General features: G+C 67.0%; 14 protein-coding genes. 4 read left to right on the forward strand and 10 right to left on the reverse strand.

The annotated features are described in order from the left end of the window. Positions 1–5 precede the first annotated feature (5 nt). The gene (locus tag FRZ61_RS07885) at positions 6–551 is read left to right on the forward strand and encodes a hypothetical protein (protein ID WP_151116351.1); all 546 of its coding nucleotides are present in this window, start codon (positions 6–8) and stop codon (positions 549–551) included. A gap of 12 nt (positions 552–563) precedes the next feature. Next, the gene (locus FRZ61_RS07890; protein ID WP_151116353.1) at positions 564–1,148 is read left to right on the forward strand and encodes a hypothetical protein; all 585 of its coding nucleotides are present in this window, start codon (positions 564–566) and stop codon (positions 1,146–1,148) included. Between the two features lie 4 nt (positions 1,149–1,152). Here the strand turns inward: FRZ61_RS07890 and bmt are convergent, their stop codons facing one another. From bmt to FRZ61_RS07920, 6 genes are all read right to left on the reverse strand, one after another. Next, the gene (gene bmt / locus FRZ61_RS07895; protein ID WP_191909351.1) at positions 1,153–2,211 is read right to left on the reverse strand and encodes a betaine--homocysteine S-methyltransferase; all 1,059 of its coding nucleotides are present in this window, start codon (positions 2,209–2,211) and stop codon (positions 1,153–1,155) included. A gap of 161 nt (positions 2,212–2,372) precedes the next feature. Continuing rightward, positions 2,373–3,488 (reverse strand): hypothetical protein, encoded by a 1,116-nt coding sequence (locus tag FRZ61_RS07900; protein WP_151116357.1) that lies wholly within the window; start codon positions 3,486–3,488, stop codon positions 2,373–2,375. A gap of 76 nt (positions 3,489–3,564) precedes the next feature. Next, positions 3,565–3,987 carry a GFA family protein gene (locus FRZ61_RS07905; RefSeq protein ID WP_151116359.1) on the reverse strand — a complete coding sequence of 141 codons (423 nt, stop codon included), beginning with the start codon at positions 3,985–3,987 and terminating at the stop codon, positions 3,565–3,567. Next, positions 3,988–4,290 carry an immunity 53 family protein gene (locus tag FRZ61_RS07910; protein WP_151116361.1) on the reverse strand — a complete coding sequence of 101 codons (303 nt, stop codon included), beginning with the start codon at positions 4,288–4,290 and terminating at the stop codon, positions 3,988–3,990. 143 nt (positions 4,291–4,433) lie between these two features. Beyond that, positions 4,434–5,234 carry a hypothetical protein gene (locus FRZ61_RS07915; protein WP_151116363.1) on the reverse strand — a complete coding sequence of 267 codons (801 nt, stop codon included), beginning with the start codon at positions 5,232–5,234 and terminating at the stop codon, positions 4,434–4,436. Between the two features lie 57 nt (positions 5,235–5,291). Further along, positions 5,292–6,116 carry a hypothetical protein gene (locus tag FRZ61_RS07920; protein ID WP_151116364.1) on the reverse strand — a complete coding sequence of 275 codons (825 nt, stop codon included), beginning with the start codon at positions 6,114–6,116 and terminating at the stop codon, positions 5,292–5,294. Positions 6,117–6,617: 501 nt separating this feature from the next. Here FRZ61_RS07920 and FRZ61_RS07925 point away from each other — a divergent pair. Together FRZ61_RS07925 and FRZ61_RS07930 are read left to right on the forward strand one after the other, a co-directional pair. Next, positions 6,618–8,183, forward strand: a complete 1,566-nt coding sequence (locus FRZ61_RS07925) for a trimethylamine methyltransferase family protein (RefSeq protein WP_191909352.1) — start codon at positions 6,618–6,620, stop codon at positions 8,181–8,183. 685 nt (positions 8,184–8,868) lie between these two features. Then, complete coding sequence (locus tag FRZ61_RS07930) at positions 8,869–11,292, forward strand: patatin-like protein (protein ID WP_191909353.1); 2,424 nt, start codon at positions 8,869–8,871, stop codon at positions 11,290–11,292. A gap of 213 nt (positions 11,293–11,505) precedes the next feature. On the opposite strand, the gene FRZ61_RS07935 is transcribed toward FRZ61_RS07930, so the two are convergent. The 4 genes from FRZ61_RS07935 to FRZ61_RS07950 all read right to left on the reverse strand — a co-directional run bounded on the left by FRZ61_RS07935 (position 11,506) and on the right by FRZ61_RS07950 (position 16,280). Then, positions 11,506–11,898 carry a hypothetical protein gene (locus tag FRZ61_RS07935; RefSeq protein ID WP_151116370.1) on the reverse strand — a complete coding sequence of 131 codons (393 nt, stop codon included), beginning with the start codon at positions 11,896–11,898 and terminating at the stop codon, positions 11,506–11,508. 356 nt (positions 11,899–12,254) lie between these two features. Continuing rightward, positions 12,255–12,653 (reverse strand): hypothetical protein, encoded by a 399-nt coding sequence (locus tag FRZ61_RS07940; RefSeq protein WP_151116372.1) that lies wholly within the window; start codon positions 12,651–12,653, stop codon positions 12,255–12,257. Further along, positions 12,653–13,273: a sarcosine oxidase subunit gamma gene (locus tag FRZ61_RS07945; RefSeq protein ID WP_151116374.1), complete on the reverse strand. Its 621-nt coding sequence runs from the start codon at positions 13,271–13,273 to the stop codon at positions 12,653–12,655. The genes FRZ61_RS07940 and FRZ61_RS07945 overlap by 1 nt, the downstream gene beginning before the upstream one ends. Continuing rightward, complete coding sequence (locus FRZ61_RS07950; RefSeq protein WP_151116376.1) at positions 13,266–16,280, reverse strand: sarcosine oxidase subunit alpha; 3,015 nt, start codon at positions 16,278–16,280, stop codon at positions 13,266–13,268. The genes FRZ61_RS07945 and FRZ61_RS07950 overlap by 8 nt, the downstream gene beginning before the upstream one ends. Positions 16,281–16,284 lie beyond the last annotated feature (4 nt).

A 16,284-nucleotide genomic window follows, 5' to 3' on the forward strand; every position in this document is an offset into this window, starting at 1 on the left:
GAAGGATGCGCGCCTTCGGGTTTGGCTTGCTGGCGATGGTGGCGGCGATGGCCGCCGCAGGCACGGCGCTCGCCGAGGACAAGGTCGATTGCCACCGGCTCGACCTGGCATTCCCGCCGGCCGACAAGGCTGAATGGACCGAATGCTACAGCCGGCATTTCGACCAGGACGAGATGTCGGCCGACATCGAAACCCTGATCGCCGACATCGGAACGCATGTCGTGCATCTCACCTCCACCATCGCCGGCCCCAACACCTATTTCGACAAGGTTCCGGTGAGCGAGAAGCTCAGGAACTATGACGAGCTCGAGAAGATCAAGGGTCTGGAAAGCGAGCCGGGCTTCGGTCGCTATCAGATCGTCCGTTTCCAGGCGCTGCTCTGGAACACGCCGTCCCAATGTTTCGGCTTCCTCAAATACCGAGGCGCCACCATCGGTGCCACCGGCACCGCCTATGGGGCGCGGGGTTATGTCGCGGGCTATGACTGCTGGCGCGAGGGAACGCCCGACAGGGCGCAGATCGAAGCGACCCTGGATGCGATCGACGATTGAGGGGAAAGCCGCATGGGATGTCTTGTCACGATGCACCGGGCCCTGGGAGCGGCCCTTCTGCTGCTGGTCCTGGCGGCGTCTTCCGAAGCCTTGGCGGCTCCGCTCGAGAAAGTCGATTGCAAGCAGCTGAACATCGCGCCGCTGATCGCGCCCGACGCGGACTGGGTCGAATGCTATCGCGCGCATGAAGCGAGGCCGGGCAACAGCATCAACGGAATCGTGGCCGACTATCAGGTGCTGATGGCCGACGCCCGCACCCATGTGGTGCATATCCAGACCGGCAAGTCGGGCCCGAACACCTATTTCTTCAAGGACAGCATCGAGTCCCGGCTCAAGGGGTTCGACGAGCTGGAGAAGGTGAGCGAGTTCGCCGGGGAACCCGAATTCGGCGATTACGAGATGGTCCGCTTCCAGTCGAATCTATGGAAGGTGGCGACCGACTGCATCGGCTTCCTGAAATACACCCACGCCTCCTACACCCAAGGGGGTGGCGGGGGTGCCGGAAGCTATATCGTCGGCTATGACTGCTGGCGCGGTACGGCGCCCGACCGCGCGGCGGTCGAGGCCATGCTCGGATCGATCAAGTTCCCGAACTAAAGCTTCAGAACGCGCCTTCGCCCGAGGCCCCTTCGCGCCGCCGGCGGCCGCGGCGGCGGCCTTCGCCGGCATCGGTTGGGGCGGGAATGCCGCTCGCCTGCTGGTTGGCGCCGAGCGAGATCTGGCCGAGGCGGTGGACGATCTCCTCGAGCGTCGGCTTCGGGCCCGGCGTGTGGTTCTCGAGCGCCTCGCGCATCGAACGCAGATGGGCGGGCGAGGTGCCGCAGCAGCCGCCGATGATGCGGGCGCCGGCGTCGCGCGCAAGGCGCGCATAATCGGCCATCAGCTCGGGCGTGCCGTCATAGCGGATCTTGCCATCGACGTAATAGGGGATGCCGCAATTGCCCTTGGCGACGATGATGTCGCTGCTTTCGGCTGCACCCGACATGTTGACGATGGCCGCGACCAGCTCGGCCGCGCCCACGCCGCAATTGGCGCCATAGGCCAGCGGGCGCGGATGCAGCCCGTGGCAGAGCTGCGCATGCTCGCCCGGCATCAGCCCCATCATGGTGCGGCCGTTGGTGTCGAAGGAGAGGGTGCAGACATAGGGCAGGCCGGTGCTGGCGGCACCCTCGGCCGCGGCCCGGATCTCGTCCTTCGAGGACATGGTCTCGATCCAGAGCACGTCGGCGCCGGCCTCGGCCTGGGCGCGGGCCTGCTCGGCGAAGGCGGCGACGCCCTCGGCGTGGGTCAGGGGTCCCAGCGGCTCGAACAGCTCGCCGGTCGGGCCGATCGAAGCCGCGACCACGACGGGCCGTCCGGCCCGGTCGGCCACCTTGCGTGCGATCTCGACCGCGCGGCGGTTGATCTCGGCCACCCGGTCCTGCGCCTTGTGCAGCTTGAGCCGGTAGCGGCTGCCGCCGAAGGTGTTGGTGAGGATGATGTCGGCCCCGGCATCGACCATGCCCTGATGCAGCGCCTCGATGCGCTCGGGATGCTCGAAGTTCCACATCTCCGGCGCCTCGCCGGTGGCAAGCCCCGCCTCGAACAGGTTGGTGCCGGTGGCGCCGTCGGCGAGCAGAAAGGGTCGCTCCGCGAGGAGTCTTTGCAACAGGTCTGACATGGGGGCCAAGCTAGGCTGAATTCCCTGGGGCTTCAAGCATGCCACCGATTTGGCGCAATCGCTTGAACCGCCGTCTTAAATGGGGATTGTGACAGGCCTTTCCCAGCCCCGGCCATCGAGGCGGCGACGCCGACTCTCCCGGGAGCGCCGGGGCGGCGGCTTTACCAGAGTCCCGTCCCTTTGCGCTGCCAGCGGAAGCTGCCGCTGTCGTCGCTGGTGGTGAAGGCGTCGCGGCCCTGGAACTGGTAGCTGGCCTTGAAATCTTCGCCATGGTCGGGCGAGACCTCGAGCGCGCCGGCATCGGCCTCGAGGTCGCCCTTGACGGTGACGATCAGGGTCAGGATCGCATAGCCGTCGGGCGGGATGCGCCAGACCATGATGGTATGGGCGCCGTCGCTGTCGCTCTCGGCGCGCCAGAGCCCGACCATGGCGGGGTCGATCGGGCCATGCTGCATGCCGCTCAAGGGGATCTGGCTCCAGATGCCGAGAAAGACGGAATCGACCCCTTCGGGATGCGCCCCGTCCGGCACGCGCTTCCATTCGGCCGCGACGTCGCCCTGGGTGATCAGCCCGTCCTTGCCGTCGGGCCGGTAATTGCCGCTGAAATGCTCCTGCGGGGAATCGACCACCCACTGGCCGTCCTGCGCGGCGATCATGCCGGTATGCTCCGGGGCCATGGTCATGGTCCAGTCGCCATCCTTCTCGATGATCCAGCGGCGGACCTCGCGCGTGCCGCGGTTGGGGTCGCCCGCATCGGTGTACCACTCGCCGACCAGCGCCTCGAGCCCGGGCTCGCGATGGGCCGCTTGATCGGTGCCCAGCCGCTTCGCCGCTTGCCGGGCGAGCGCCACCGCGGCATCCGCCCGCTGCTTCAGGTTGGGCTTGCTGAGGGTGAGGGAGAACATGGTCTCGCCCTTGAGCACGGTCACGGCGGTGAAGCCCGCCGGGGAATCGAAGACGAAGGCGCCATCTGCGATGTCGACGTGCTGCACGTTGCCGCGCGCGGCCTGGCTCGCGAAGAACTCGCGCCGGCCGGGATTCTCGTCCACCTGGATCGACACCTGGGAGCCGTAGCCGCTGGCGCCGCGATACTTGCAGTCGCCCACGCCGCTATTCTGGCCGGGTCCGACCTTGTCCTGCAGCGCCTGGCCGATTTCATCCGGCGTCACCAGCAGGCAGGGATCGTTCTTCTGCCCGGCCCCGCCGCCGGCGAGGGCAGACGCCGTGCCGAGGGTGGCAGACAGCGCGATCGACAATGCCAGGACGAAACTTCGCATGGGATTTGCTCTCCCGCTTTCGCTTACATGCATCTTAGCGGGACGGCGAGGGCGGGGCTATCGAGGCGGCCTGTGCTCATTTCCTCTTGGCTTCGTCGGGCGGGATCGGAACCTCGGGCAACCCGTCGGCGAGCTTCAGCCACGGCAGCTTGTGGGCCGTGTAAACATGACCCTGAGGCTGGATCGCCTCGGGATGATCGAGCGTGCCCAGGTGAATATGGATCTCGTCCGGCCAGCGCTCGCCCTCATAGGTGAGCGGCGAGCCGCAACGGCCGCAGAAGCTGCGGAAGACTCCCGGCGAGGAGTTGAAGCGCACCGGCTGCCCCTTGATCCAGCGAAAGCGCGCCGGCGGGAAGCCTGCATAGGTCACGAACGGCGCCCCGCTCGCGCGCCGGCAATCGTTGCAATGGCAATGCGCCGACCAGTTGGGGGCGCCCTCGACGCGATAGCGCACCGCGCCGCAGAGACAGCCGCCTTCGAGGTAACTTTCTCTACTCATCTAACGGTCATCAACAAACTCTTTGAAGGCTTGCAAGATATCTCCAAGGTTCTTGGCGCCTCCAACTCCGTGAAATTTCTGGCCATCACAGCCGACATAGTACCAGTCGCTTTCTGATCTATTGATATCAATGATGGCTAGGCGCTTACCTTCGAGACTTGTGTCTCTTATTTCGATGTCGATCTTCCAACCGGGGTTATCGATGCTACCGATCTTGATTCCCCAGCTGTGTTCCCACGTGCCATTGCACTGGCTGGCGTACCAATCCTGCAGCCACGCGAGATTGTCATATTGAATGGGCATGACCAAAGTTCCTCCTTGGCACATTTGGAAGCCCGCCAACGGCAGGCGTCCAGCCAGGAGAACAACTCATGCTGTCTGGGGCTGAACTTTAAATTTTATCGATTCCAAGCTGGACTGGCAACTCGATGCTCTCGGAGCCGCCCTCAGCTCCCGCCGATCGCGCTCCACAGATCGATGTTCTGCCGCAGCGACAGCAGGTCGTGCGACTCCTGCATGCAGGCGCGCATGCTGTCGACATGGTGGGTGACATCGACCTTGGTCTGGCAGTCGGCATGCATCTTGGCGGTCTCGGCGAGGCCGGCCGGGTCGATCTTGGTCGCGAGCGAGGCGACCTGCGGCGCGTTCCAGATCCGGCCGTCGCTGTCTTCCCGGTGATAGCCCTGCGGCAGCGCGTTGATCATCGCGTTGCTGAGGCGCAGCGCGTCGGCATTGGCGCTGTGATCGTCATAGAACTGCTGCGCGGTGAGGCGGTTGGGGCCGGTCGCGAGCGCGATCTCGTCGGCCGCATGCGGCTGCGGGTCGGCGGCATCGGCCTCCGGAACGAGCGAGACCTGCTTGCCCACCATGATCGAGGCGCCGACGAGCCCCAGCGACCGCAGGGTCGCCGGATCGAGGCTGGCCTGGAGCGCCGTGAAGCCGCGCGCGGTGGTGAAATGGAGATAAGGCCCTGCCGGCAGGGTCACGCTGCTGCCGTCCGCGCGCTGCCCGACCAGGCGGATATCCGCATTCTCCATCGGCAGATAGACCTGGCCCGGCAGCGGATTGTGCCGCTCCTGCTCGAGGCAGAAGGAGGTGAGCTCGACGCGGCAGCCGCTCGCGCCGCAGCTCATGGGTTGGGGCTCGAGGCTCGAGACGATGCCGAGCACCTGCGGCTCGGCCTTGGCCGCGGTCGAGGCGAGCCCCAGGAGAAGGGCGGCGCCGGCGAGCGTCAGGGGGCGGTTCATGGGGGTTCCTTCCTTCGATGCGGGTTGCGGGCGGCGTCGGCCCGGTTTTCTTCCTGCTTACGACCCGCCGGTCTCGTCCCAGAATTGACGGTTGGTGCGCGCCATCAGCTCCGTATGGCGCAGCTCCAGGCATTCGCGCATGGAAAGCCGGGTGCGCGACGAAACGGCGAGCTCGCAGCTCTGCCACATCGCGTCGGCCTGGGCGATGCCCTCCTCGCTGGCGCCGGCAGCCTTGCCGGCGGCGATCGTGTTGGCCCAGAGCCGCACGAGGCCGAGGCGCGATTCGCTATGCACGGGCGGCAGGGCGTTGATCGCCTCGGTCGTCAGGCGCGCGGCGTCGGCGGCCGGGCCCGGCTGGTCGAAGAGCCGGGCGGCCGCGGTCCGCAAGGGGCCGGTGGCGGCGGCGATCTCGCCGGCCGTCTGCGGATCGGGATCGTCGGCCGCTTCCACCGGCAGCAGGGTCGCGGCCGGGCCGACCTCCAACGCCAGAGTTGCCGTGGCGAGCGTATGGCCGATGGAGGCCGGCAGCATCACGTCGACCGAGGTGAAACCGAAGCGGCTCTGAAACTGCACGAGATCGCCGATCGGCTGCCGTTCCACCCGACCGTCCGGATAGGTCGCGATCAGGATCAGGGCCTGCCCGTCGGCCAGCCGATAGGCGGTGCCCTGGCTCGGCGCGGGACGGTCCTGCTGCAGGCAGAAAGCGGAGAAGCGGGCGCGGCAGCCGCGGCCATGGTTGCAGACGAGCGGCGTCGGCTGCCCGTTGCTGGCGACGATGCCCAGGATTTGCGGCGAGGCCGCAGCGCGGTTCGCGAGCGCCATGACGGCGAGCGCGATCAGGGCGAGAATAAGCAGGAGACGATGGCGAGAAGCTGCGGTCATGAGGACGGCCCTCCCTCGCGGCGGCGATCAAGCCGGGAGGGCGATCCCAAGGGCGGTGAAGCGGGGCTCCTGCCGAGGAGCCCGGATCCCGCGAAGGATCGCTCCCATGCCGGCAGCGGCCACGTGCAGGGCACGCGATCTCCGGAACACCGCTGCCTTCAGCCAACCATGAATCAGGATGGCACCCACCCTCGCGCCGGGTCAACGTCGCCGCAGGGGCGCCGCCGCCTGGAATTTGAGCAAGCAAGGCTGCCCGGCGGGAAGGAGGGCCTTTCCTCGATCTTCGGGGCCGGTCTCAGCTGGCGCCGCCATCACCCTTCCATAAGCAAAAAAGGGGCTTTGACCCCGCTGGCGCGATTGCGCCAGCCCTCGTCGCTGGCCCGCAAGACCGCAGGGGACCCCAGGGCGGAAATAGCTGACCCATTTGCGATTTTTCCGGACGGCGAACCGGTCGGGCGGGCGCATCTCCGGGTTTATCGCTTTCGGATGAAGGAGCGGCTGATGTCGGGCGTTGAAGAGCAGACGGCGGGTGCGGGTGAGCGGCGGCGGTCGCGCGGCGGCGCCGAGGCGCGGCGCGCGGCGCGCACGGCGCTCAAGATCGAGCAGTTCCCCTATATCGTCCGCAAGATCCCGCTGGTGACCGTGCTGGACGAGGAGGGGCTCTCCATCATCGAGCGCAACGCCGACACCATTCTGCAGGAAGTCGGCATCGAGTTCCGCGACGAGCCCGAGGCGGTCAAGCTCTGGCAGGGCGCCGGGGCCGACGTGAAGGGCACCCGCATCCGCTTTCCCCGCGGCCTTTGCCGCTCCATCGTGCAGAAGTCGGCGCCGCGCGAATATATCCAATACGCCCGCAATCCCGAGCGCAACGTGAGGATCGGCGGCGACGCCACCGTCTTCGCCCCGGTCTATGGCCCGCCCTTCATCCGCTCGCTCGACGAGGGACGGCGCTACGCCACGATCGAGGATTTCCGCAATTTCGTGAAGCTCGCCTACATGTCGCCCGCGATCCACCATTCGGGCGGCACGGTCTGCGAGCCGGTGGACCTGCCGGTGAACAAGCGTCACCTCGACATGGTCTATAGCCACATCAAATATTCCGACAAGCCCTTCATGGGCTCGGTCACGGCGCCCGAGCGCGCGGCCGACACGGTGGAACTGGCGCGCATCCTGTTCGGCGCCGATTTCGTGGCGAAGAACACGGTCATCACCTCGCTCATCAACGCCAACTCGCCGATGGTGTGGGACGGCACGATGCTGGGGGCGATGAAGGTCTATGCGCGGGCGAACCAGGCCTGCATCACCACCCCCTTCATCCTGGCGGGCGCCATGAGCCCGGTGACGGCGGCGGGCACGCTGGCCCAGGTGCTGGCCGAGGTGCTGAGCGGTGCCGCGACCTGCCAGCTCTACAATCCGGGCGCGCCCGTGATCTTCGGCGTGTTCGCGAGCTCGATCTCGATGCAGTCGGGCGCTCCCACCTTCGGCACGCCCGAGCCCACTCTCGTCAGCATCGCCGCCGCCCAGCTCGCACGCCGGCTGGGGATTCCCTTCCGCACCGGCGGCTCGCTCTGCGGCTCCAAGATCCCGGATGCCCAGGCGGCCTATGAGAGCGCCCAGACTCTGCTGCCGACGCTCCAGTGCGGCACCAATTTCGTGCTCCATGGCGCGGGCTGGCTCGAGGGCGGCCTCGCCTCGGGCTACGAGAAGTTCATCATGGATGCCGACCAGCTCGGCATGATGCAGGTGCTGGCGAAGAACATCGATCTCTCGGAGAACGGCCAGGCGCTCGACGCCATCCGCGAGGTCGGGCCCGGGACCCATTTCCTCGGCTGCAGCCATACCCAGGCCAATTTCGAGACCGCCTTCTATCGCTCCTCGATCGCCGACAACAACAGCTTCGAGCAGTGGGAGGCCGAGGGCGCCCAGGACGCGGCCCAGCGCGCCAACAAGCTGTGGAAGCGTCTGTTGCGGGAGTATGAAGCCCCGCCGCTCGACCCCGCCATCGACGAGGCCCTTCAGGCCTATATCGCCAAGCGCAAGGCCGCATCGCCGGATTCGAACGTGTGATGCGTATTGCCCCTCGCCCCCACGAAGTGGGGGAGAGGGTTGCGCAGGCTTACCCGAAGCTGGGTGGGGCAGTCGCAAGTTCGAGATCTCGCGGACCTCACCCTCCCACGGGCCTTTGGCCCGCAGGCCCCTCCCTCTCCCCGCTGGCGCGCGGAGAGGGTGAAGAGCCGCGGCGCCCGTTGAGCTTCACCCTCGCCCCGCTCTTGCGGGGAGAGGGAGGGACCCGCGCAGCGGGAGGGTGAGGGGCAGTCGCAAGTTCGAGATCTCGCCGGCACCTCACCCTCCCACGGGCCTTTGGCCCGCGGGCCCCTCCCTCTCCCCGCTGGCGCGCGGAGAGGGTGAAACGTCACGATGCCCGCTGAACTTCACCCTCGCCCCGCGCTTGCGGGGAGAGGGAGGGACCCGCGCAGCGGGAGGGTGAGGGGCAGTCGCAAGTTCGAGATCTCGCCGGCGCCTCACCCTCCCATGGGCCTTTGGCCCGCGGGCCCCTCCCTCTCCCCGCTGGCGCGCGGAGAGGGTGAAAGGTCGCGGCGCTTGGTGAGCTTCACCCTCGCCCCGCTCTTGCAGGGCGAGGGCTGCTTATGCAGCTTCCCCGTTGCCAGACCGGTCTCGCTCGAACTTCAATAGAATCCAGAAGGGCCTTCGAGTCGGTTCCGCCGACGGGTCCGGGGCCCCAGGGGAACCGGTGAAGGAAAAAGAGCTTCGTCTGGCGCTGGTCTGCTATGGCGGCATCTCGCTCGCCGTCTATATGCACGGCATCACCAAGGAGGTGCTGAAGCTCGCCCGCGCCTCGCGGCTGTTCCATTCCAACCCGGACCGCACCCATCGCGAGGAGACCCGCTTCGAGGATCTGAAGGGCAAGATTCCGGACGAGGTCGACAGCGAGGAAATCTATTTCGATCTGCTCAAGGCGATCGGCCGGACGCTCGATCTGCGCGTGGTGGTGGACAGCATCGCCGGCGCCTCGGCCGGCGGCATCAACGGGGTGATCCTGGCGCGGGCCCTGGCGCATGACCTCTCGATCGACCATATGCGCGCCGCCTGGATCGACGAGGCCGACGTCGTGCGGCTGACGGCACCCAGTCATCTCGCCAAGCCCTGGAGCAAGTTCATCCTCCATCCCTTCCTCTGGGTCGCCTACCGGATGCCGCGTTTCGCCCTCAGCAGGGATCGCGAGATCCGCACCAAGCTCTCGATCTTCCTGCGCTCGCGCTGGTTCAAGCCGCCCTTCGACGGGCAGCATTTCCTGGGCCTGCTGTTCGACGCGATGAAGGCGATGCGCAAGCCTGAGCATGCGGGCGACCGCAGCTCGCTGCTGCCCGTCGGCCACGGGCTCGATCTCTCGGTGACCCTGACGGACTTCTTCGGCTATTCGCGGCCCATTGCCATCAACAGCCCGGCCGTGATCAAGGAGCGCGAGCACAGCCATCTACTGCGCTTCCGCTATACGCGCTGGGACGACGGCACGGAGGTCTCGGATCTCGGCGACGACAATCTCCCTGCCTTGGCCTTCGCCGCCCGCGCGACCTCCTCGTTCCCGGGCGCCTTTCCGCCGACCCAGCTCAAGGACCTCGACGCCTTCGTGCGGGAGCGCAACGAGACCTGGCCGATGCGGGCCCAGTTCCTCGCCGCCAACTTTCTCGACTACGCCAATCTCGATCAGGCGCCGTTCCGCACCTCCTTCCTCGACGGCAGCGTGGTCGACAACAAGCCGTTCGCACCGGTGGTGGAATCGATCCGCAACAAGCCGGCCTATCGCAATGTCGACCGGCGCATCGTCTATATCGATCCCGACCCCGAGCCGCCGCCGCCGCCGCCCGGCGGCGAGAAGCCGGGTTTCATTTCCACGCTCAAGGCGGCGCTCTCCGACATACCCCGCAACGAGCCGGTCTATGACGACCTCGCCTGGGTGAGCCGCTTCAACCAGAGCATCAAGCGGATGCGCAGCGTGCTCGACGCCGCGCGTCCGGAGATCGTGCGGCTGGTGTCGATCGTGACTCGCGAGGAGCCAATCACGGCCGACTTCGAGAACACCATCCGGCGCTGGAGGGATGCCGCGAACGGTGTCGCCGCGCGCGAGGCGCATTACGCCTATCAGGTCTATGCGCGCCTCAAGATGGCCGAGCTGGTCGAGAATCTGGGCCGCCAGCTCAAGCTCGTCTGCGGCATCGACATGGCCTCGCCCTTGGCGCCGGCGGTGCCTCCGGCGCTGGCTCATTGGCTCGAGCAGGAAGGCGCCCGGCTCCCCGACGGCGCCATTCCGCTCGCCGGCGGGCGCGAGCCCGGCGACAAGCGGCCGGCCTGGATTCGCTTCCTCGGCGCCTACGACATCGACTTCCGGCGTCGGCGCCTGTCCTTCCTCATTCGCGGCCTGAACCGGCTTTATGGACAGCTCGATACGCCGGTGCTGGCGGGCGTGACCTCGGAACAGCTCGATACGCTGAAGGCGCAGTTCTACAAGCCCCTGCATCAGCTCCGGCGCTATGCGAGCGGCGATCTCGACGGGCTGCCCATGGCGAAGGCGATGCGCGAGCTGATCGAGGGGACCGACGCCGCCTCGTTCCCGATCGACGCGGTGATGCGGCGCCTGGCCGAAGGGCTCAACCTGCCGGCGGTCGACGCCTATATCGACGGCGTGCTGGCCGAGGTGGTGCGCGGCAACTGGTCGGCGGCGCTTCATCGCGAGCTGATCGTGCATTATGTCGGCTTCGCCTTCTGGGACGTGCTGACCTTCCCGATCGCCGAATGGCGCGACATCGAAGAGCATGAGGAGGTGCGCGTCGACCGCATCAGCCCGGAGGACGCCGTGAGCCTCTCGGGCGGGGGAGCCACGGTGCTGCAAGGCATCGCTTTCGGTCATTTCGGCGGCTTCTTCAGCCGGCCGCATCGCGAGAACGACTATCTCTGGGGAAGGCTGCATGGCGCCGAGCGGATGATCGACATCGTCTATGACGCCGCCCGGCGCGAGCACGCCGCGGATTCGATCGACATCCTGGCCGTGAAGCGCGCGGTCTTCCGCGCGATCCTCGCGACCGAAGCCAAATATCTGACTTCCGTCAGTGCCCAGCTCGATGCGCTCGCCGAGAAGGCGGAGCTGCTCAATCGCTGAGAATCAGTTCAGGCACGTCACGTCACTGCCATCGAGAGGGCACGACGTCCTACTTGGGGTCGTGCCCTGGCCGAGATGATCCGGGGCGGGGGCAGCCCGCCGGATCGCGGCCAACAGGGCGGATGGCCGTCATTGCCATCCAAATCCAAGCACCCTCATGCCAAGCCGCCGATCCGGTAGCGCCTCGCCGAGGCGCGCGCCGGACTGGAATTCCTACTGGCCGGAATCGGCCAGGAGGTTCTTGCCGCTCTTGATCTGCGCCAGGTTCATCGCGCCGGTCGCGGGATCGACCCAGAAGATCTGATCGCGGTCGCGATAGAGCGACATGCAATTCTCGACGCCATCCTGCCAGGTCACGCAATGCTGGGTCTGCTTCGCGACCCAGTGGCCGATGCGCTTCTTGCCGTCCTTCTGTTCCTCGATCATGGTGCCGTCGGGCGAGAAATAGACGCTGTAGGCGGTATCACCGCGATAACCGTAGGCCGTCTTGTCGGAGAGAAGCTGCTTGATCTCGCTGCCGCTGAGCTTCAGGCGCTCGGCGGAAGCGGGATGGGCGAAAACGACAGCCAGCGCAAACAGAGACAAACAGGTCAATGAACGAACCATGGATTTAATTCCCCCTTAAGGAACCGACCCGATGCGACTCGGGATGCAGATTCCGGTTCGACGCTAGGTGCGCCTTCTTTTCCCAAGGTGTGGTAAAGGAATGGCTACAGGAGCTGTGGCAGAGTTGTGGCACGGGTTCGCGCCGCGGCGATGCAATCGCGCGTTGTGGATCAAATCTTCCTGGTTTTATGCGGTTTTTTTTGATCGCCGCGACTGGTGAGGCGAGCGATCCCGTGCCGGACATGCCGGCACAGCGAGGCGCATCTTCGTTTCAATTGATGAACGGAGTCTGAAGACGCTCTTTCGATCGCGCGCGTTTTGCACCGGAATGCCACATCGCCGTCGCGATGCGGCAGCTACCAGGGCACCGCCTTGCCCTGGATCACGGCCGAGGCAAAGCGCTGGCCGCTGCGTGGATCCTCCCAGACGAGGTCTTGGCCATCCCGATAGAGGTTGAAGCAGGCGTCGCCCTCGTCGGCGATCGAGCAATATTGGTCGCCGACGATCCGCCAATGGCCCTGCTCGGGCGGCTCTCCCTGCGCCTGATAGAGCGTGGTCCCGTCGGACGAGAAGTAGCTGCGGAAATGGGAGCCGCTCCAGGTGCCTTCGATCGAGTTGCCGAGGAGCAGGGTGGTGATTTCGGCGCCGGTCAGCCGCACCGCATCCTGAGACCAGCCCGACGAAGCACCCAGAAGGATCGGCAATGACAGCAGCAGCGCCGCAAGCAAGCTTGTGCGGCGCCGGGCCGGGCGCATCAGTCGCCTGCCACGGCGATCCGGTAATCCTCGCCGGCCCGCTCCAGCCAGCGCCAGAGATGGTCGGCGAAGCTGTTGAGCACCGCGATCTCGAAGCCGGGGCGGTCGTCTATTTGCTCGATGATGATGTTGGCGCCGGCCATGCCGGTCTGGCCGCAGCGGCCGGGGCCGAAGACGCGCGGATGAAGATCGAGGCTGATGCCGCGGGCGAGCAGCTCGCGCGCCTTGGCACCGGCGACCAGGATGCAGGTCCGCGCCTCGCTCACATCGGTGACAGCGGCATGCTGGCCGAGCAGGCTGGTGCGCAGGCTGCGGACGAGATCGGTCTCGCGGCCGGCGGGGCCGATGACGAGCCACTCGTTGGGGCCGAGCCAGAGCGCACGGAGCTCGTTGCCGCGCGCGACGCTGTTGGGAAGCTGGGGCAGGTCGAGGCCCGTCGCCTGCCGGACGGCATCGAGGAACGCGGGATCGGCGGCGTTTCCGCGCAGGTTGATCTGGCAGCGATGGGGACGTTCGCCTAGCAGGACCTCCGCCTCGGCGACGACACCGGTCTGCGAGGCGGCGCGGGCGCGCAGGCCCAGATGGGCCAGCGGCGAGCGGCGCAGATAGGGCTCAACCATTGAGGCGGGTCCCTTCGATGTCGAAGAAGCGGGCTTCGGTCACCTTGGCGCGGATCGTGCGGTCGACCAGCGGGATGAACACGGTGTCGCCCATGCGGTTGCGGCCGTTCTTCAGCACGGCCATGGCGATCGAGCGGCCGACATTGGGGCTGTAATAGCTCGAGGTCACATGGCCGATCATGACCATCGGCGGCTTCTTCTCGAGCTCGGCCACGACCTGGCCACCCTCGGGGATGATCTCGCTGGGGTTCTCGGTCAGCAGGCCCACCAGATGCTTGCGGTCGGGCCGCGCCGTGTCGACGCGTTTGTGGGCGCGCTTGCCGAGGAAATCGGGCTTCGACTTCGCGATCGCCCAATCCATGCCGAGGTCCTGCGGCGTCTGGGTGCCGTCGGTCTCCTGGCCCACGATGATGAAGCCCTTCTCGGCGCGCAAGACATGCATCGCCTCGGTGCCGTAGGGTGTCACGCCATATTTCTCGCCCGCCGCCATCAGCGCCTCCCAGAGGGCGAGGCCGTAGCTCGAGGGCACGTTCACCTCGTAGGTGAGCTCGCCGGTGAAGCTGATGCGCATAACCCGCGAAGGAATGCCGGCGACATGGCCTTCCTTGTAGGACATGAAGGGGAAGGCCGCGTCCTCGAGCGGGATGTCGGTGGTGAGCTCCGAGAGCAGCCGGCGCGCCATCGGCCCATTGATGCCGACCGTGGCCCATTGCTCGGTCACCGAGGTGCAGTAGACCTTCATCTCCGGCCATTCGGTCTGCAGCCATTCCTCGAGCCAGGCCAGCACGCGGGCCGCGTTGCCGGTCGTGGTGCTCATCAGGAAATGGTTCTCGGCGAGGCGCGTGGTGACGCCGTCGTCGAACACCATGCCGTCCTCGCCGCACATCAGGCCGTAGCGGCAGCGCCCGACCTCGAGCTTGGCCCAGGCGTTGGTGTAGACCATGTTGAGCAGCTTGGCGGTGTCGGGACCTTGCAGGTCGATCTTGCCGAGCGTTGAGGCGTCGACGATGCCCACGCTCGTGCGCGTCGCCTTGACCTCGCGATTGACCGCATCATGCATGGTCTCGCCGGGCCGGGGGTAATACCAGGGGCGCTTCCACTGCCCGACATTCTCGAAGAGGGCGCCGGCCTTCTCGTGCCAGCCATGCATCGGCGTGCGGCGGATCGGATCGAACAGGTCGCCCTTCTCATGGCCGACGAAGGCGCCGATCGTCACCGGCGTATAGGGCGCGCGGAAGGTGGTGAAGCCTACCTCGGGTATCTGCGCGTCGCGCAGATCGGCCAGGATCGCCAGCGCATTGACGTTGCTGGTCTTGCCCTGGTCGGTGCCCATGCCCATCGTGGTGTAGCGCTTGAGATGCTCGACCGAGCGATAGCCTTCGCGGTTGGCGAGCGCCACATCGGCGGCGGTCACGTCGTTCTGGTGATCGACGAAATGCTTGCCACCCTGGCCGAGCGGTTTGCCGGAGGGCACGAGCCAGAGTGCCCGCAGCGGCTCCTCGGCCGGCTCCGCCGATGTCAGGGCGGGTGCGGTGCCGGGGCTGGCCTCGAAGCCCGCCGCCCGAGCGGCGCTGGCTCCGGCCTCGAAACCCTGGGCCAGGCAGTCGGAGGAACGCAGCGCGCCATTGATGGCGCCGGCCGTCAGCGTCGCCTCGTGCGGCTTGCTCGGCACGAAGGAGGCGAGGGCCTCGTCGAAGCGCAGCGTGCCGCGCGACTGCGAATAGAGATGCACGGTGGGATTCCAGCCGCCCGAGACCAGGAGCGCATCGCAATCCATCTGGCGCGCGCCACCGCCCACCGCGTCGCCCGCGGCGTTGAGCGCCATGATCTTCACGGCCTTGATGCGCTTGTGGCCCAGGGTGCCGGTGACGGCATGGCCAGCCAGGAGCTCGATGCCCTTGGCGCGGGCCGCCTGGACCAGCTCGCCCCGCGGCTCGGCGCGCAGGTCGATGATGGCGGCGACACTGCTGCCGGCATCGACGAGATCGAGTGCCGTGCGATAGGCGCCGTCATTGTTGGTGAAGAGCACGGTCTTGTGCCCGGGGGTCACGCCATAGCGGTTGAGATAGGTGCGCGCCGCCGAGGCCAGCATCGTGCCGGGGCGGTCATTGTCGGCGAAGACCAGCGGCCGCTCGATGGCGCCCGGCGCCAGCACCACCTGCTTGGCGCGGACGCGCCAGAGGCGCTGGCGCGGCCCCTGGGCGCCCGGCCCCAGATGGTCGGTCACGCGCTCGGCCAGGGCCACATAGTTGTAGTCGTAATAGCCGAAGGCGGTGGTGCGGCTGAGAAGCTTCACCTCGGGCATCGCTGCCAGCTCGGCCACCGCGTCCGCGACCCATTCGGCCGCGGGCCTGCCGTCGATGGTCTCGCCCGCGCTCGAGAGCAGCTGGCCGCCGAACTCGGACTGCTCGTCGGCGAGGATGACGCGGGCGCCCATGCGCCCGGCCGCGAGCGCTGCCGCCAGGCCCGCCGGACCGGCGCCAACGATCAGCACGTCGCAATAGCTGTATTGCTTGTCATAGCGGTCGGGGTCGGGCTCGGTCGGCCCTTTGCCCAGACCCGCTGCGCGGCGGATGAAATGCTCGTACGTCATCCAGGCGCTCTTCGGCCACATGAAGGTCTTGTAGTAGAAGCCGGCCGGGAAGATGCGCGAGAGCAGGCTGTTAGTCTCGCCGATATCGAGATCGACCGAGGGCCAGCAGTTCTGGCTGCTGGCGACGAGGCCGTCATAGAGCTCGGCCTGAGGGGCCCGGATGTTGGGCTCGGTTCGGGCTCCTTCGCCGAGCTGCACCAGCCCGTTCGGCTCCTCGGAACCGGCGGTCATGATCCCGCGCGGGCGGTGATACTTGAAGCTGCGGCCCACCAGTGCCACGCCATTGGCCAGGAGGGCCGAGGCCAGCGTGTCGCCCTTGTAGCCGTAATAGGCGCGGTTGTTGAAGGTGAAGCGCAACGGCTGGTCGCGATCGATGCGCCCGCGCTCGGGATGACGGTGGCTCTGGCGGCTCATGCCT

Source organism: Hypericibacter adhaerens, from assembly GCF_008728835.1.
Lineage (GTDB): Bacteria > Pseudomonadota > Alphaproteobacteria > Dongiales > Dongiaceae > Hypericibacter > Hypericibacter adhaerens.